Source organism: Paenibacillus sp. UNC217MF (assembly GCF_000686865.1).
Classification (GTDB): Bacteria; Bacillota; Bacilli; order Paenibacillales; family Paenibacillaceae; genus Paenibacillus_B; species Paenibacillus_B suaedae.
In genome coordinates this window covers 682498-701306 of sequence record NZ_KK366027.1, presented here as the reverse complement: position 1 = coordinate 701306, position 18809 = coordinate 682498, and the positions used below count along the sequence as shown (strand labels likewise).

At 46.2% G+C, this 18809-nt stretch carries 13 protein-coding genes; 12 read left to right on the top strand and 1 reads right to left on the bottom strand.

Features of this window, described 5'->3' with window-relative positions; genetic code table 11:
* The first annotated feature begins 191 nt into the window (after positions 1-191).
* The 9 genes from BP95_RS0119110 (at position 192) to BP95_RS0119070 (ending at position 15466) form a co-directional block, all read left to right on the top strand.
* The gene (locus tag BP95_RS0119110) at positions 192-1346 is read left to right on the top strand and encodes a hypothetical protein (protein ID WP_021253841.1); all 1155 of its coding nucleotides are present in this window, start codon (positions 192-194) and stop codon (positions 1344-1346) included.
* Between the two features lie 381 nt (positions 1347-1727).
* A complete protein-coding gene (locus tag BP95_RS30950; RefSeq protein WP_051614144.1) occupies positions 1728-3404 on the top strand; it encodes a DUF4855 domain-containing protein in 1677 nt (558 codons plus the stop codon).
* A gap of 131 nt (positions 3405-3535) precedes the next feature.
* Positions 3536-5218: a DUF4855 domain-containing protein gene (locus tag BP95_RS0119100; RefSeq protein WP_028533026.1), complete on the top strand. Its 1683-nt coding sequence runs from the start codon at positions 3536-3538 to the stop codon at positions 5216-5218.
* Positions 5219-5467: 249 nt separating this feature from the next.
* Entirely contained in the window at positions 5468-6781 is a 1314-nt protein-coding gene (locus BP95_RS0119095) for an erythromycin esterase family protein (protein ID WP_197035313.1), read from the top strand.
* A gap of 273 nt (positions 6782-7054) precedes the next feature.
* Complete coding sequence (locus BP95_RS32675) at positions 7055-10702, top strand: DUF4855 domain-containing protein (protein ID WP_081819928.1); 3648 nt, start codon at positions 7055-7057, stop codon at positions 10700-10702.
* 463 nt (positions 10703-11165) lie between these two features.
* Positions 11166-11336, top strand: a complete 171-nt coding sequence (locus BP95_RS33240; protein ID WP_155987312.1) for a hypothetical protein — start codon at positions 11166-11168, stop codon at positions 11334-11336.
* A gap of 6 nt (positions 11337-11342) precedes the next feature.
* A complete protein-coding gene (locus BP95_RS0119080; RefSeq protein ID WP_036667286.1) occupies positions 11343-13277 on the top strand; it encodes an LTA synthase family protein in 1935 nt (644 codons plus the stop codon).
* A 127-nt stretch (positions 13278-13404) separates the two neighbouring features.
* Positions 13405-15099 carry a stalk domain-containing protein gene (locus tag BP95_RS0119075; RefSeq protein WP_028533023.1) on the top strand — a complete coding sequence of 565 codons (1695 nt, stop codon included), beginning with the start codon at positions 13405-13407 and terminating at the stop codon, positions 15097-15099.
* A gap of 178 nt (positions 15100-15277) precedes the next feature.
* Positions 15278-15466 (top strand): hypothetical protein, encoded by a 189-nt coding sequence (locus BP95_RS0119070; protein WP_021253833.1) that lies wholly within the window; start codon positions 15278-15280, stop codon positions 15464-15466.
* A gap of 138 nt (positions 15467-15604) precedes the next feature.
* Here the strand turns inward: BP95_RS0119070 and BP95_RS0119065 are convergent, their stop codons facing one another.
* Positions 15605-16591, bottom strand: coding sequence for a DMT family transporter (locus BP95_RS0119065; protein WP_021253832.1), 987 nt, complete (start codon positions 16589-16591; stop codon positions 15605-15607).
* A 149-nt stretch (positions 16592-16740) separates the two neighbouring features.
* On the opposite strand from BP95_RS0119065, the gene BP95_RS0119060 reads away from it, so the two are divergent.
* From BP95_RS0119060 to BP95_RS0119050, 3 genes are all read left to right on the top strand, one after another.
* Positions 16741-17301, top strand: a complete 561-nt coding sequence (locus tag BP95_RS0119060) for a helix-turn-helix domain-containing protein (protein ID WP_021253831.1) — start codon at positions 16741-16743, stop codon at positions 17299-17301.
* A 50-nt stretch (positions 17302-17351) separates the two neighbouring features.
* Positions 17352-17798 (top strand): thiol-disulfide oxidoreductase DCC family protein, encoded by a 447-nt coding sequence (locus BP95_RS30940; protein ID WP_051614143.1) that lies wholly within the window; start codon positions 17352-17354, stop codon positions 17796-17798.
* Between the two features lie 115 nt (positions 17799-17913).
* Positions 17914-18750, top strand: coding sequence for a hypothetical protein (locus BP95_RS0119050; protein WP_028533022.1), 837 nt, complete (start codon positions 17914-17916; stop codon positions 18748-18750).
* Positions 18751-18809 lie beyond the last annotated feature (59 nt).

Below are 18809 nucleotides of genomic sequence, written 5' to 3'. Positions count from 1 at the left end.
TATCTATGATGCAACGAATGAAGGGGAGCCCCCCTACTGTTGCGTCTCATATGTATCGTTATCCCTTCGGGGAAATGAAATGAAACATTTTTGGTTCTATCACGTTGATACTTATGTGGACTTATCTGAGCATACAATTCAGATGTATCACTAATTTCGTATAAAAGGTATGAAGGAAAGGAGTTGATTCCTTGAAAGCAACGATATGGGCATGGGGGATCCTTTTGGGATTAAGTTTGCCGTCTCTCGCAGGTGCAGCAGGTACATACTCTGCCGAAAAGGTGTACACCGATCAGCAGAGCGGAGCGGTCTATTATAATGTTGAGCGAATTGATCTGGAGGCGCGTGAGGAGCGTGTCGTCGTTCAAATGGCTGATGGGCAGTGGAAGAAATGGGATCCCAGCATTCGGAGCATGCGAGTAGAAAAGGGTCAGCAGCATCCTCTGCTCAAGACCAATTATGCAGATAATATTGAAGGCGGGATGCAGTATACGTATGATCCTGAGGATCAGGAAGTTGTGAAGGGTAAAGTGTTTCGTTCCTCGCCAGACCGCAAATGGGGAATCCATGAGCGGCTATATTTTGAACCGACTGCAGAAGGGTACATGACCACGGTTCATAGCTATATACTGCGCAACAATCAAACAGGGCATACGAAGGAATGGCTTCGAACTAGCTATTCAACAGGGGCTGTCTGGCTCTCAGACAATCGCATCATATACAGCCGGTTGAATGGAGAGAAATCGAATCAAGAGGAGATTGTGATCTTCGACCCTGCAACAAGTCAATTGGAACGAATCGTATTCGGCAATCTTAGAGGCGTTGATCCTGAGAAGGGATACGTGGTATATACATTGAATAAGCCGGATCGTCCTCTATATGTGTTGGACTTGAAGAAGCGGATATCCAAGCCGTTGAAGGATTGGGCTGCTGCGGAGGCATATTTGCCGAAGATGGACAATGCCAAGGATGCTACCGCAGATTTACCGACGGACTTCGATCTGGATGCATTGCCCGAGGAAAAAATAACGATGAAGATCCAGCGAGATTACGAGGTTAAGGTTGATAAGGCATCGATTCGCGTGCCGATCGTATTTGAAGAAAGAGGGTATATTCGTATCCCTGTTAAACCGCTCGCGGATGCATGCGGCTGGCAGCTTATCAAGCTAGAGAAGCTGAAAAAGCAGAATGGCGCTCATCGATTTAAGCTTGTGAATGGCAGCCGAACCATGGAGCTGAATGCGGAGAATAGTGTGTTGGAGGAAGGAACACTCTATGTTTCTCCTGATCAGATTAAGCAGCTTGGATATAAGTCAGTTCATGTGACTTACAATCCAGAACGCTAATCCATACTCATAACGATAAGGTATTGGTTTCGATAGGGCATGCATCTGCATGCCCTATTTTTATTCGTCCATAATAGGCGCTGCAACCGATCCACAATACCATCATGCTGTGTTCCATATGCTATCTTACGGTGGTATATGTTATTGTCGTAAACATGCCTCCTGCTGGATTGGTAAATGATTCAATTCATCTCCTTCGGAAGGTGATGTGCTTGTTCTTGGTTCGTATCTGGTAAGTGGACAATAAGTCGATAAGTATGGACTATAATCAAAACCATAAACCTGTACAGCAGGTATAATAGTTGCAACATCTTGAAAACGCTTCCTTCGCGAATGGAGTTCGCATTTCACACATTTCACGTAACGAAAGGAGTCGAATTGATGATCAAGATGAAGAAATGGGCCAGCTTCATTGTTGCTGCCGTCATGCTTCTGTCCACCTTTCACACAGCCTTTGCCGAAGAAAATGAGCTCAAGGAGCTAGATGGAATGAGGAATGTAGCGAGCGGAATATCTTATTCTTATTCTCAGCCCCCTCATGAAAATTACCCAGATGATGGATTGAAGTTGACAGATGGCAAATATGGAGATGTCAATGACTTCATGGATGGGAACTGGACGGGATTGTTGAAAGGGAAGACAAGAGAAATCACATTTGACTTAGGAGAGTGCAAGTCGATCGGCCGAATTAAATCACACTTTCTCTATAACAACAGCGTAGGCATTTATACACCGACCATAGTGTCTTACTATGCATCCGAGGATGGCCGGAATTGGGCTCCAGTGAAGTACATGAATTCTCCAGCCCCGCTATGGTCTGATATTCCGACAGCTGGCTATGAATATGTATGGGATGCTGCAACAGATCGAGTTCCTCATCCTTCCAGTCAAGCGAAGAAGATCTATGCGCGCTATGTGAAGATCGCAGTCACCACACAAATATGGGTGTTCATGGATGAGGTAGAGATCTGGGGTGTTGACGGCAAGACGTCTGATGCGTATGCTCTTCGTCCAGTAACACCATCGTATTTGAAGCCGGGTAATGATACAGCAGGAATCCGCGATCTGTGGCTTATGTACAATGGAATGTACGATAACAATCGAGGCAATTGGACGAAGGAGAAGCTCATGCCGTATGTCAGCTACGTCGATAGTAATGGTCAGCCGACAGACTGGATGTATGACGGCACACTCGTGCTAGGCCTTCGTACGCCGGATTTCCAACGGGATTTTGGGTATTCAGCAAATCTTGAAGATTGGAAATGGTATTTGGATAAGACGTTTAAGCCGGGCGGAGACCTGAGCGCATTGAATGACACGGTTAAAGAAGTGGGAGAGAAGTTGAATGATCCGAACCATAAGATGAAGGTTGTTATCATGATCCCGAATCCGGGTGAGGGGATATCCAACTTCGGAGATATCGACGGAGATGGCATTTCTGAGAGCTTCGTACCGAGTGAGGTAGGGGAAGAGCAGTCCTACGCGAATCGGCAGAAGGCTGTTGACTGGTATTTGGATCAAGTCAGAACAAAATGGATGAAGGGCCGCTATGACAGCTTAGAGATCTCTGGCATGTACTGGCTGGACGAAGGGGTGTCAAACGGGAAGACGTCCGATGAAAAGTTGATTAAGCATATTGGAGAGATTGTGCATAAGCGCGGACAGAAGCTGTTCTGGATTCCATACTTCGGTGCGAATAAGAATTATGCGGCTCGCGCTCTGGGATTCGATGCAGCAGCACTTCAACCGAACCACTTCTGGGACGGCAGCAATCCAGAACGAATTGAGGACGCAGCTTATTTGGCGAAGCATCATGGTCTTGGTGTTGAGTTAGAGACAGACGAAGCAATGTTCGAGAATGAAGCCTCACGCGGCAATTATATTGATTACTTGAACGGTGGGGTCGATTATGGGTACATGACGGATGCGTTCAAGGCCTATTACCAAGGGGTTGATTCCTTGCTCACCAGTTCACGCAGCAGTGACCCTCGGATTCGTGAGCTATATGATTGGATGTATCAATTTGTAAAGGGAACGTATCAGAAGCAGCCTCGATAAGCCTCGATAAACGATGAATGGGGAGCGCAGCGAAGCACGGAATAGACATAAGTCATCAAGAATGGGTGATCAACCCATGCTTACTCAATACACGATTTTATCGAAAAATCGACGAGAGGGGGTTTTTATTGATGATTAAGTTGAAGAGAGTCGTGAGCTTCGTCGCAGCTTCTATCATGCTGCTGTCCACCTTCCAAGCTGCATTAGCGGTAGATATTGAACCTACAGTGGCCGCCGATGGGATGAGGAATTTGGCAAGCGGGATTTCGTATTCCTTCACCCATCAGCCACCTGATGAAAATTACCCAGACGATGGAACGAAGCTGACAGATGGAAAGTATGGAGATGCCAATGATTTTATGGACCCGAACTGGACCGCATTGTTAAAGGGAAAGACGCGTGAAATCATATTTGATTTGGGCGAAAGCAAATCGATTGGGAAGATTAAGTCTCACTTTCTCTACAATCATGAAGTAGGCATCTATACACCAGAAATTGTCTCCTATTATGCCTCAGAAGACGGGATGAATTGGGCCCCTGTAAAATACATGAATTCTCCGGTACCGCTCTGGACCAATATTCCGACTGCAGCCTATGATTATGTGTGGGACGCAGCGGTAGATCGAGTTCCCCATCCATCCAGTCAAGCGAAGAAAATCTATGCCCGGTATGTGAAAATTGCCGTTACGACAGAGATTTGGGTGTTCATGGACGAAGTGGAGATATGGGGTGTAGATGGAAAAACAGCGGATGCATATGCGCTTCGCCCAGTCACACCTTCTTATTTGAAGCCGGGCAATGATACGGCAGGCATTCACGATCTGTGGCTCATGTACAACAGTATGTATAGTAACGATCGTGGCAATTGGACAAAGGAGAAGCTCATGCCGTACGTCAGTTATGTTGACAATAACGGAGAGCCGCAGGACTGGATGTATGATGGAACGCTTTTATTAGGCATTCGTACGGCGGATTACCAGCGGGATTTTGGGATTAACGCAGTACTTGATGACTGGAAATGGTATCTGGACAAAATGTTCAAGCCGGGCGGGGATTTGAGCGAGTTAAATGCTGCTGTGACAGAAGCAGGGAATAAGCTGAATGATTCGCATCATAAGATGAAAGTCGTCATTATGATTCCGAATCCTGGTGAGACGATTTCCAATTTTGGAGATGTCGATGGGGACGGGATCTCTGAGAACTTTGTGCCTAGTGATGTTGGCGCGGACCAATCCTTTACGAATCGGAAAAAGGCTGTTGATTGGTATTTGGATCAAGTAAGAACAAAATGGATGAAAGGCCGATACGACCGTTTGGAATTGGTTGGAATGTATTGGATGGCCGAATCGATGGGAAGAGACAATTCATCGGACGAGAAGTTGGTCAAGTATGCTGGAGATATCGTGCATAAGAGAGGACAGAAGCTGTTCTGGGTTCCGAATTTTGGTGGCAACAGGAACTATGCAGCACGTGCGATAGGGTTCGACGCGACAGCGCTGCAGCCGAACCATTATTGGGGTGGAACTAACCCAGATCGGATTGAAGATGCGGCGTACTTAGCGAAGCATCACGGTCTAGGTATTGAGATGGAGATGGATGAGGATGCATTCACGAATGATGCATCACGCGGCTATTACATTGATTATTTGAATGGAGGGGTCAACTTCGGCTATATGAACGAAGCATTCATGGCTTATTACCAAGGTGTAGATGCCCTGCTCGACAGTTCTCGCAGCAGTGATCCGCGGATTCGTGAGCTTTATGATTGGATGTACCAATTTGTGAAGGGTACGTATCAGAAGCAGCCTCGATAATTGGTTCGGCTTATAGAAGATGGCTACGGTGCACTCCGGGTCATCTTCTTTTTATTTTATTGAGCAATACTCTGGTCATCCATCGATGTTTTTAGGCGTGTGTACATGCAGAAATAACTTAATGATTTCGTAAGAATCAAGTTAGAAATATGAGAGATTTGAAAAATAAAATAGAAAACATAGCAGACAACAAAATGTCAAGACGAGATAAGGTGGAAGCAAATGAAACCGAAAATGAGGTATGTAGGGATGTCTATCGTGCTTGGAGCATCAATGCTGACTGGAGGGTGTGGGGAGATGAAGGAAGATAAACAGGTGGAACCTACCGTAGCCGCTCAACCTGTCAAGTTGAGTGTCGTCGAATCTATTCAATCACAGGCAAAGGCGCTAAAGACGATCGATCCTATGCAGCCATTCGATGATATGATGCCGCTCAAAGACATGATTGGGAACGCCGATTATGTGGGATTGGGAGAAGCATCACACGGAAGCTCTGAAATATTTACGATGAAGTTCCGTCTCGTCAAGTTTTTAGTTACCGAGATGGGTTTTACGAATTTCGGAATCGAAGAGGATTGGGGCAATGGCTTAAAGCTGAATGAATATATCCACACGGGAAAGGGCAATCCAAGAGAATTTTTGAAGCTGCTATACCCGGCCGATGAGATAGTTGCGATGGTTGAATGGATGAAGGACTATAACGCTGACCCGTCACACGAGAAGAAAATCCAATTTATCGGACTCGACTTGAAGGCTTTGGAGCAAGATGTCTTTACTAAAGTGGTTGATTATGTGAAACTGCATCATCCTGAAATCCTATCTGAAGTTGAGGAGAGCTATAAGGAGTTATCGGCTGCGGCTGTAAGCTTGCAGGAATATATGAAACTGACACCAGAGAAGAAGAAGAAATTCAACGCGAATGCAGCAAAAGTCGTAAAATTGCTCGAAAATAAGACGGTACAGATGAACAATGGGATTGCTGCATCCGAACTCGTCTGGGTGATGGGTACGGCTAAGGTGATCGAGAATTTCACGGCAATGATGATTCCTAGCGATTATCCACAGATTGTAACGCTGCACGATCAATACTTTGCCGATCATGCAGAATGGGCCAAGCAAGCATTAGGCGGTAAAACGATGGTGTGGGGACATAATATCCACGTAGCAAAAGGCGTAATTGATAGGGAAATGTACCCGAAAGTAGCGGGTCAGTTTTTGGAAGAGCGCTTTGGAGATAAATATGTGGCTATTGGGACTACCACTACCATGGGGAAATTCACTGCATTCAGCGAAGGCAAGCTCGCGACGGATACGATTCAGCAGAACGTGAACAGCTCCAACTATAAGTTAGGCGAAGTTTCTGATGAGATGTTCATGCTGGATGTTCGCAATCTTAAGGATCAGGCCAAGGAATGGGCACAAAAAGAGCTGCCGTTCTTTGATGGTATCGCTCAAATCATCCCTGACCGGCCACAGTATTTTAATGCTTCGCTGTCGGAACAGTTCGATATCCTTATCCACATCCGTGAAACGAGTCCGTCTCAGTTTAGTGAGAAAAAATGATGAAGCCGAATGACGAGATAACAGAACTACAAGTGTTAATACAGATGTTCAAAATAAAGGGGCTGCCGCATGGCAGCTCTTTTGCATGACTTCTCAGAAAATAGGATATTTATTAGTTGAATACTTTATCCAGTCTGATATGATGAGATAGGTTGAATTATCCAAAAATGAGAGGTCGATTCATGAAGGGAGTGGGGACGAAGAGAATTGTAAGCGTTTTGCTATCAATTTTATGTAAACGCTTTATTGCAAAGATTAAAGGAGAGTGAATTTGTGAAAGTAAAGAAAAGCATAAGCCTACTGACTGCTTCCTTCATGCTTGCTTCTGTGATCATGACATCGTTTTTTTCAACTGTAGTGTCTGCAGATTATTTGCCCAAAAATAGTGACAAATCCAATGGTGCTTCAAATATTGCGATTATGAACACCGGATATGATAACCGAGAGAATACGAATGGCACGAAGAGAGGGGAGTACGGGAAGGATCATTTTCTCCCTTACGTAGGATACTTGAATCAAGATGGAGTTGCAGAGGATGCGTTCTTCGATACATTCCTCCTGCTTACGAAGACATCCCCCTACAAGGGCAGTCTCACTCGCTATTACCCATGGGCGGCAGGAAGCAAGCCGGGAACTTGGCAGGATTGGAAATGGTCAATAGATCGCTTGTTCAAGAAGGGGTTGCAGCTCGATGGCTTGGATTCCGCAGTTGAACAGGTAGGCAAGGATTTGCATGAACCAAATAAAAAGGTAAACGTGTACGTTACATTGCCTTTCCCAGATCCACAGAGCAAGGACTTTGGGGATTTCAATGGCGATGGCACAGTGAAAAATCTAAAAAACTTGAATACGCGCAAAGAGTTGATCCGCTGGTACATCGACACGCTGACCGCTCGCTTCGAGCAACAGCAGTATAAGCACTTGAAGCTGAGCGGCTTCTATTGGCTCCAAGAGGATCTCGATACAACTGTACCTGGGGAGCAGGAGAGTGCGGATTTCGCATCCCAGTATTTGCAGCAGCACGGCATGCGTCTGGGCTGGCTTCCGTGGTATGGTGCAGGGGAGAAGGCGAATGGGAGCCGGCTAGGCTTTGACTTCTCAGCCCTTCAGCCGAACCATTATGGCGACGACAGCACCACAATTGAGCGGGTGGAAGAGATAGCGGACTTGGCTTATGCCAATGAAGCGGGAGTCAAAGTAGAGCTTGATCAGCGTATTGTGGACGCTCCCCGGTATCGTCAAGCATTTTACAACTATTTAATTACAGGTGTGAAGAAGCAGTTTATGAATCAGTCTCTACTTGCGTATTATCAAGACGTGTACGCAATCTATGATCTCTATCATTCTGAGGTACCGGCGGCGAAGCAGATGTATACGGATCTATACAGGTTTGCCACGGGCAAGTTTATTCCACCGCAAGGGAATTTTGCAGGCAGAGTAGTTGATCGTCAAGGCAACGGTATCGCAGGAGCAACGTTAACGGATAAGGCAGGGAATGCTGTCACCACTGATACAGATGGTCAGTTCGCGATGAACGGTCTGTATGCAACAGAGAATTCCTTTGTCGTAGAGAAACAAGGATTACCCAGCAAATCTATTGTCATCAACATCCATGATAAGCAGACGATGTATCGCGATATTATTCTAGAGAAATCGGGTGAACCAACAGTAACCGAATCTCGCTCGCTAGTTGACTTTGAAAGTGATGTCAAATCCGGCACAAATAATGGCGACCATGTCAAGCGGGCAACGGTTACAGACGCTACCTATGTGTTGCAAGGAGAGAAGTCACTGAAGATCGATTTCAGGGCTTATCCAAATAGCTGGATCGCAGCGTATATCGACTCCGATTATGACGGGTTCAAGAAGGAGCATCCGGAGGAATCCTATCCAGCCTATGATCTAAAGGATTGGAGCGGGTATGACGCTGTTAGCTATGCGGTGTACAATGCTTCGTCCAAGCCACAAGAGATACGTGAGGTATTTATGTATGAATATGATTGGGGCAAGACCTATGCCAGAAACATCATGTTCCCGCCTGGTCAATGGACTATTATTACGAAGTCGATTCAGGAGCTGAAGCAGGCAGGAATCAATACGGAAAATATCATTCGCTTCGCCCTAATGCGCAACAGGCAATCGGAGGACGCCACGATCTACCTTGATTATCTAAAGCTATTAAAATATGAAGCGAACCGTACTGCTCCGGAATATCGGATCATGCTTCCTTCTAAGCTGGCAACTATGGATGTCGGTACATTGTGGTCACCAGTCGTGATCGACAAAAACGATGCACAACAAAAGAAAGTAAATGCGGTCTTCGTGAGCTCGGACTCAAGCATTGTTGAAGTGACCTCAGATGGCAAGCTGCATGCTATCAAGCCTGGAACTGTCGTGATTCGTTCACAAGTAGATCCGGTAGAAGTGGAGTCTGTCGTGATTGAGGTTGCTCCTTGGGCCTATAATCAGATAATGGGGAATGAAACACCACTATCTATCAACCATGGCTTCCAAAATCCAGTACTTCACGATCCATTGCAGGGTGGAACGCAATATGTCATGAAAAACGGCAGCAACTTGAAGATTGCCCACAAGTACAATGACGGCAATGATATGTGGATTGTGTTCGATCATGCCGGTGCGAATAAGCTCTACGGGATGAAAGAATGGAGGCTTAGTCCGAATGTGGACAAGGATGCCGATCCCGACTTGACGCGCCCATCGACTATGCTGTGGCCTGATATATCGGACTGGATAGGTCCTTATATCGTTGGTGCTAATGATAATGGCAACGGCAAAGGTCAGGATTTCACGGGTGGCAATCATAATTATGATGGCGGCGAGAACAGTTCTACGACAGGAAGAACCGTTAAATATAATGTGTGGGTGGACGGGAAGCAGCTTCAAGATGGGACAGCAATCGCCGGAACCAAGGTGAAAATTGAGGTTGTGAATCGGATTCAGGGCTTCAATACGAAGGAGCAGGACGGACGTGGTCGTGAAATCTTGCAGGAGACGGTTACGTATGAAATTGAAGGCGGCAAAGTACAAGTTCATACGGAAATTATGCCTCTGGAAGAGATTACGTTATATCGTTATTATGGATTGCAGTCCGTCAACGGAGCATGGAATCAAGAAGTACGCTACTATGCAGGGGAGACGGAAGTAGGCAGAAGCGGCTCGGGCGTGTATAGTGATTCGGGAACGAAAGCCCAGCATCCAGACGTAGATAAGTATTGGCTGAGTTCAGGAGTACAGGATGGGAGCCAGCATCAGCTGCTCGTGACGCTGAATCGCAATTACGGACTTGGTAAATTGCAATATCTGGCTGATGATCAACCGATTGTCTTTACTCAGGAGTATGGGAAATCCTACTTCCTGCAAGTCTTTAACAAATCAGTTGTATTGGAACAGGGAGAGAAGGTTGGCTGGCAGGGAACCTATCAATTCTTTTCTACTCCAGCACAGGAAAGAACGATTAGACTGCTGAGCCAATATGCCAACGGGTATGCTGTACCTACAGAAGATGCTATCTACCATTGGGAAGTCATCGGTGATGCAGTAGAGAAAATCAGTGAATCCAGTAACAGCGTGACCATGAAGGGGGTAAAACCAGGTACGGCAGCGGTTAACGTTACAATGAACTACAATGGCAAGTCAGAAGCCTTCCGTTCTACGGTACAAGTAGGGGACAGCGGAATCGTAGATACAACTGAACTTCAGCAGCTGTATGAGGAGGTATCGTGGTTGCTTCAGCAAACAGGTAGCGAATTCATTCAGGCCAAATGGCAATTGGGAGAAAAAACAATTGAGGTCATGAGATGGCTGAAGTCAGAAGGTTACACGCGAGCGAATGTAGATGAAGCTGTCCGGAAGCTCAAGGAGGAGATCGCCATTTTTAAGAAGAGCACACAAATTTAGTATGGCTCTGCTCCTTCTTATATCGTTGTCTTAAAGCAACTGGAAACAGGAAAAATAGGATGAAGGCAAGCGTCCCAATTCATTGGGTCGCTTTTTTATGGTGCAGAAGTAGAATCTAGCACTAAGGCTCACTAGTAGACATATCCTTGTGATCCATAATAACCATATTCATTCGATAGGATCTGTATTATAATAGGTCGGTATGTAAAAATGTAAATATTGCTACTACAGATAGGTTGCCTATTAGTACTGCTGCATTCTTCGGGGCGAGTTCGTATAGTATTTATACTGCCCTTATTCCTAACTCCTATAGATATGAGGTATTCGGGATTCTTCTGACGGTGCTGTATGCCCAGTATTGTAGACAGAATGGCGTTTGTCACGAATTTAGTTTACCCATTCCCTTGGTACAATCATCTCGGCGGCGTGGTTCATTCATAGTCTGCGAGGACAGGCTCGCCGTGTGCTTACTAGCATTGTAGCGGCGTGTGCAGTCATCACCCTATTGAGCAATATAATGGGACTTGTGAAGGCGCTGGATACCGTTAAGCAAACATATGATGCGCAGATTCAATCGGCTTTTATGCACGACCAGACAACGTCACCACGACAGAACATCATTGCAAAGGAATGAACGATAATGAGCAATATCTCACTGGCCAGAGTGGAACGCAAGCGTGTTCAACTTCCGCAAGGCGCGCTGCTGACCCTGCTTCTGGTGGTCAAATTAACGCTGCTTCGCCACTTTGTCTATGATTCGATTACCGTATCAGGCTTGTTTACTGATATTATTTCCGTACTTGTTCTTGTCAGTATCTTCGAGATGGTGCTGCCTCGATTCGGCAAAGGTACGATATATTGGACCTTTCAGGTCATTTTCTCTATTTTGATGTTTGCTGCAACACTGTACCATATTCACTTTAATACAGTCCCAACCTTTACTGCATTTGATGAAATGGGACAGGTTCCACAAATACGCGGCAGTATCGGGCCGCTTGTGAAGTTCTCACACTTTTTGTACTTTGCAGATATCGTGGTGGCTGGAATATTTGTTGCGATTCGTTGGTTGATCCGCAGGACGTATTCGCAGCAGCAAGCTTGGATGGATTCATCCCCGCCACAACGTTATGCAGGTTGGATATGGAGAACTGCCGCGGCCTTGATTTTGATCGGCTGCATGAGCTATTCCTGGTTCGTAATAGACAAGGCAGAATCGATCAGCAATGAGACGGTGAAGTCAGAGAAGATTGGCTATCTCAACTATCAAGCTGCAACAGCGCTGAAAATCATACGTGAGAATGAGATCATTGCGAATGGGAATTTGGATGAGACGAAAGTGAAGATCCAAGAGCTTCAAGCGGCATATCCTTATCGTAAGGAAAACCCTCCGTCTGGACAGCCGGAGGGTTTCGGATTGGCCCGCGGTGCCAACGTGATTGTTGTTCAACTGGAAGCCTTTCAGAACTTCCCGATTCAGACCAAGCTGGAAGGACAAGAGATTACACCTGTACTGAATAAGCTCGTGAAGGAGAGCTTTTACTTCCCGAATATTTATCAGCAAATCGGCCAAGGAAATACATCGGATGCGGAATTCTTGTCCAATACGTCCATATACCCGACCGGAACGGCAGCGATGTCCACAGGCTTTGGGAAGAGAGTGCTTCCGAGTATGCCTCGTCTTCTTCATGACTTGAAATATCAATCGGCAACGTTTCACGTCAATGATGTGACATTCTGGAACCGGCATTTGCTCTATCCTGGACTAGCATTTGACCATTACTATGACAAGGCGTACTACACGAACGATTTCTTCAATGATTTTGGTGCTTCTGATGAAGAATTGTATAGAGTCGGTGCGGAGCAAATTCGGGAGATGACGAAGCGAAATCAGCCATTCTACGCTCAATTCGTGACGACATCCAGTCATGCGCCATTTGTTGTGCCGGACAAGCTGCGGAAGTTGACGCTTCCTGCCGATATGGAGGGCTCGTACCTAGGGAACTATTTGACTGCAATCAATTATACCGATTATGCACTGGGACAGTTTATCGAGGAGTTGAAGAAGCAGGGGATATGGGATAAGACAATGCTTGTCGTGTATGGCGATCACTTTGGCGTGAATCCGAAGGAAGCCAGCGATAAGGAAATAACTGATCGACTCGGTGTTCCTTATTCGAATGAAGTGAGCCGCTTCAATATTCCGTTGATCATTCATGTACCGAAGCAAGCTGAGTCTAAGATAATCGAAAGAACGGGCGGTCAAATCGACATTATGCCGACAGCTGCCAACCTGCTTGGTATATCCCTGCAAGAAAAGCAATTCCTTGCACTTGGTCGCGATATGTTGAATACAGAAAATAATGTAGTTGGTATGCGCTACTATCTGCCAACAGGCTCCTTCTTCAACAATGAAGTGATGTTCGTACCTGGTGAAGGGTTCGATGATGGTACAGCGATATCGCTAAAGACATTGCAGCCCGTGCCTATGAAGGAAGCGTACCGCAAGGACTATGACTATATTCTCTCTCTTATGAAGCTGTCGGATGAATACGTTCAGCTGCTGCCGAAGCGATAAGGGGAGTCATTTCTACCTTCATGGAACGAAAATGTTGGTAAAAAGTCACTCGTCTATGATTCTCGCCATGCTATAATAAGTTGGTAGATTATGCCGAATTATGGCGATATATGATGGAGGGGTCAACGTGAGAAAGAGAATATGGACGTGGCTGCTGGTTGTGTCATTGCTTCTAACGGGAATTGGGAGCAGTATACAGCCAGCTTATGCTGCCGCAGCTTCTTCAACCGTAGGAACAATGAAGCTGTATGATTATTCACTGCTGGAATGGAACGGGAAGCGCGAGTTCCTAGGCAGGCACTATGTAGAGACATCTACGGATGGACTGTATCTCGGCTTGAAGCCATTTACAGACATCTTCGGGTTCCAAGCGGATTGGAACAAAACATCGAAGACATTGACATTGAAAAATCAAGAGCATACCTTCGTATTCACAGCCAACAGCAAGCAGGGGAAGGTGGACGGAGCTGCACTGCCGCTGCCTGAAATTGTTCTGTTCGAGAAAGGTGGCGTTGCTGTACCTTTGTCTTACGGTGCATTGCTGAATAATGTGAAGCTGGAGCTCGTGAATCAGTTGGACAAGGTACATGTTGCGGCGATTCCAAATGAAGATGCATATAGTAACGCGTATGACAAAGTTAGCGGTCCATATCATCAAATGTATAGTACATACGAAAAGGCGCTAGCTGCATATGAGTTGGCATTGAACGATAAGCTTTACTATGTTCAAGGTTACATTGATCAACGAACACCGCTGTACGTGATAGGTTCGAGCACCGCAGAAGGCAGTCATACGCTAGCAAACTCATCCACAGCGGGCATGATCATACAGAATCCAGACAAGAGTGGATACTCTCAGAATGGATATGCGGGCTATCATTACTATCTCCGAACTGAAAAGAAAAAGAATATATTCGGAGAGACGATTGATGTGTACGTATTTGGTGCTCCAACGGCTGCTATGCAAAAAAATATCACCGCGAAGAAAAATGCGTATACGAAGGCAGATGCCAACCTTCGCAAATCAAATAAGCAGTTCGATTCCGTGGTGAATAATTGGATCAATGCAGTGAAAAAGCATTACAAGGGTGCTGGTAAGCCGAATGATCCGAACACACTGGCAGCTATGGCAATCCACTTGAAGGCATTATATATGGACACTGGCGCTTATGCCTTCGATGATGAGGCGAAATCCGTTCTAGCTGTTTTGAAGAAAACGAGTGAAAGTACTCATTGGGGTGTTCGCAACGTATTCGACGAGGGAGATTTCCGTGAACGATTCCAATATTTCTTGAAGAAGGACGTAAATGTAGCACTGAGTATCGCACACACTCCTGAACAATATAAAGCTGCTGCAGAGATTTTATATAATAAGAAGAACTATAGTGTAGCAAAACTTGCGGCGGATGAAGCGCAAGCGCTTGGCGCGAATATGAAGCAAATGCTGACTGAACTGAACAAGCTGGCTGCGGAAGATAAAGAACAAGAACAATTCAAGGCATGGCAGCAATCTTATGTTGCCCTGATGAAGAAGTTCGAAGCGGAGCTTGCGAAGTACAATCCAGAGAAGAACGGGGAAGAGGGAGCAAGCGCACCGCAGGCAAACAAGGAAGAGATTGATGCTCAGTTCTCGAAGCCGTTAGCTAAGCTGAAGACGGAGCTAGCAGCTCTAAAGTCGGTAGAGAAAAATCATGAAGAGGCAAGCTTAACGTCCTTCGAAGGGGCAATCCGTTATCTAACGATGAATCCGACAGATTATGTCGCGGCGGCAGCCTTACTCGATGCAGCGATTAACTTTTTAGAAACAAAGGGCATGAAATAAGAAAATAAGAAACCCCTATAAATTCTCCCTATAAATTGCTGCAGTCCTACCGTAACCGTAAGGTTTCGAGGGGGCTGCAGCTTTTGTATATATACTTATATTGTGTTGTGATTTAATTCACATACTATCATTCAATTCCATGATATAGTGTAACCATAAAGAACAGGGAGTGATAAAGATGAGAACATTCAAAACATTTGACACAACGGATCAAGTAACTCGCAACTTCCTTCAACTTTGCTATATGTGTGACGATAATGACAGATGCACGACAGAAGAAGAGTGCAGACAATGCTGGGCTGACCAGGGTCTTACAGATAAGCCGGAAGAAGAAACACGTGAACTGCTGAATGCTTATTACGCCTAACAAGAAATGACTTTCGTTTCAAATACTTTGTGAAAATATTAACTTACCATGGTTAGTTTTGCCTCCACCTTATATAATAGAAAGAGCGCCGCATACTTGATAGGCAGTATGCGGCGCTCTTTCGCTGTTTCTGGTGTATTAGGCTGTTCTCTTAGACAGTGTTGGTGCTGGCTTAGGCTTTGCTGGTGCAATATTGCGGTTCGCCAGGCTCGTCGCAATCATCCCGGCGATAATGACAAACATCCCAATTAGCGACCAGCCTTGTGGGAATGTTCCGTTGAGAAGCAATACCTCGCCAAGCACGGTGAAGATCAGTATGCCAGCCTGTGTGGACTCAACTCCAGCAAGCAGTGCTGTATTATGCTTCGCCATGTCTGTTGCCAAGAAGAAGAGCAGACTTGCGATTACGCCAGAACTGATGGCAAGCAGCATTGCTTGTCCGAACTGAGTGGCGGATGGCAAACCTACGGACATAGTTCCGTATATGCCAAGCAGGATAGCTATAGGCATACTGCCAAGTGCCATGCCGAGTGTGCGCTGGAAGGAATCCAGCTTGTTGCCGCAGAGCGCCATCATTTTACGGTTGCCAAGCGGATAGAAGGTAGCTCCGATAATAACAGGAATGAAGCCCAGCAGTAATTCCGATAACGTAACATTGCTTGCTTCAGACACTTGCATGAGTACTACACCGATAAGTATAATGACGGAAATGCGCATGCTCTTGAACGGAATGGATTGGCGTACTCTTACCGGGCCATTCGGTGTCTGGCGTGTCTCGAAGAACAGTGGCGACAAGCACGCGCCAATTAAGATCGTAATTTGCCATGTTCCCGATGTGAGCCAAGACGGTGCATAGACAGCTGCAAAGCTGAGCAGCGAATAGAACGCGACTCCACACAGGGAACCCCATGTTAGCCACTGCAGGGGATGCTTACGCATTTCACGGAAGAGAGGCGTAAGGTTTTTGCGAAATGCGACAATCGCAAGCAGTATGGGAATCGCAAGTAGAAAGCGCAGCGATGCGGTCCAAGCCCAGCTTGTTCCGGACAGGTTCATCGCGCGGTTAATAATGAATGTGGATGAAAAAAACATGGATGCTAAAATGCCAACAAATATGGCTCTCATGATGCTCACCTTACCTCTACTTGAAAATCATTTTCAATTGTGTATCCAGTAAAGTATAATATACTATATTATTTTTAAAGTAAAGTATAATGTAACAAATATTTGCATAATGATTGTAAACTTTTCGTTCGAATTGGGGGAAACATTCGATGAATGAGCACGAAACGAAGCAATTGATGCAATCGGTAGGCGCGAATTTGCGGAAGCTGAGGAAAGATAAGCAGCTAAGTCTTGAGGAATTGTCCGCTCTGTCAGGGGTTAGCAAGCTTACTCTTGGCAACATTGAGCGTGGAGATACGAACCCGACAATCGGGATGATGTGGAAAATATCGCGGCATTTGTCCGTTCCTCTAATGACGCTGCTCATGCCGGATAAGTCAGTGCGCATCTCTCGATCAGGTCATGGCCCTACCTATGAGAGTGAATCCGGCCAATGGATATTGGAGCCTGTTTTTACGGATCTGCGTGAGAAGATGGAGATGCTGCGTGCACGGTTAAAGCCCAATTGCGTCTACGAACCAGAGCCAAATCACCCATGGACAGTGGAAATTGCTACGGTAATGTCGGGTACGGTGCAATTGACCATTGGAGAAGATACGTATACGCTGCACCAATTTGATTCCATTCAATTTTCCGCTACCGAAACGCATATGTATGCCAATGTAGGCGATGAGGAAGCGGTCGTGCAATTTACGGTGTTCTACTCGTAACGGGATGTGAGGGATATACAATTGTTGAAGGAAGAAGCGGGTGAGGACAGATGAGCATACGTAAACGCCGCATGCTTGAGGTGTATTATGATAGTTGGTGTCCGCTTTGTACGGGAATACGTTCACGATTGGAACGATGGGATTGGCTGCATGTGCTGCGATTTTACTCGATACGCGATCAGCATGTGACGGAACGGATTCCGGTGTCCATGGACAATCTGGTGGACAGCATGCATGCGCGGGAATCAAGCAGCGGCCGCATTCTTTCCGGTATCGAGGCGGTGCATGAACTCTGTATGAGGGTGCCGATATTAATGCCGATGAGTCCGTTCATATGGCTCAGCATGAAGCTGGGAATTGGCGGGAGACTGTATCGATACATCGCTTCAAGACGTACGATTGTTCCTGCTGGCCAATGCAGCTCTAATGGCTGCGAGCTTCCGGTGCGGAGGAATGTGCAAGGCGATGATTCCGATTCGCATTCAAGCAGAACATAACGTCCTTACGCATAGGCATAGGGCATATTTCTTTTTTTTGCAATGCCACCATTGCTCGTATCGACCATTCAGGTATGAGGATGCGCAAGCAATGATTGAGAGAAGGTGTTAGAACGTGGCCAAGCAGCGTCATCAAAGTACAACAGGAAAAGTGACAAAGCCACGACGGGTGAGTGGTTGGTTTATCTTTTTTCTACTAACGGATCTGCTTGTTTTCGGTGGCTTTGCTATTATGTACAGTGAATCTAAGGGCTGGGAAAAGGAATTGCAGAATGCGGTTCCTGTTGAAACGGTGACTCCAGAAATGACAGGCGTCGTAGCGATAACAGGTACGCTTACCTCTCGAAATCCTGCCCTGGATGAACATTTGGCTTCATCTTATGCGCTGCTCGTGAAAGAGGATCGAAGGTGGTCGTGCAATTCTCGCAATTGCAGTTATGTGGCAACAATGACGACTACAGTGGGTGATGTGAACGGGTTATCGGTGAACGGGATCCCGCTTCAGCCGTCCGTATTCCGCTTGACCGATCTTACTGTGCCGCTGCACGAGGGGACGCTCCGCAATCCGGACGAGGAGGTCGAGAACAACCGCGTGCTGGTAGTGGCGCCGAAAGAGACGGCACTGAGCTATGCGGGCGTTCCAAATGGCGATGAGGTTACCATACTCGGGCAGGCAGAGGAAGGACAGCTGAAACCAATGTCATTTCCAAATGGCACGGATTCCGTCTTGTATGGAGGCTTGCCGCCCTATGCACCGAAGGACAAGCCGGAAACGATCGAAAGAGGATATGTCGTAGGTTCGTCGCTGGATGCTATCATAGCTCATGAGAAAAATATGCAGAATGACGTCATTTGGACCGTGCTCATCGTTGGCTTACTGCTGCTGCCTGTAACGCTGCTGCTGGCCCCATGGCCGAAGAAACAGCGAGGTTCAAGGAGCCTGAAGCGATAATATTTCTCGTAAATGGATACATAAATACGAATTGCAATATTGTTGGGCGAAGCCAGAGC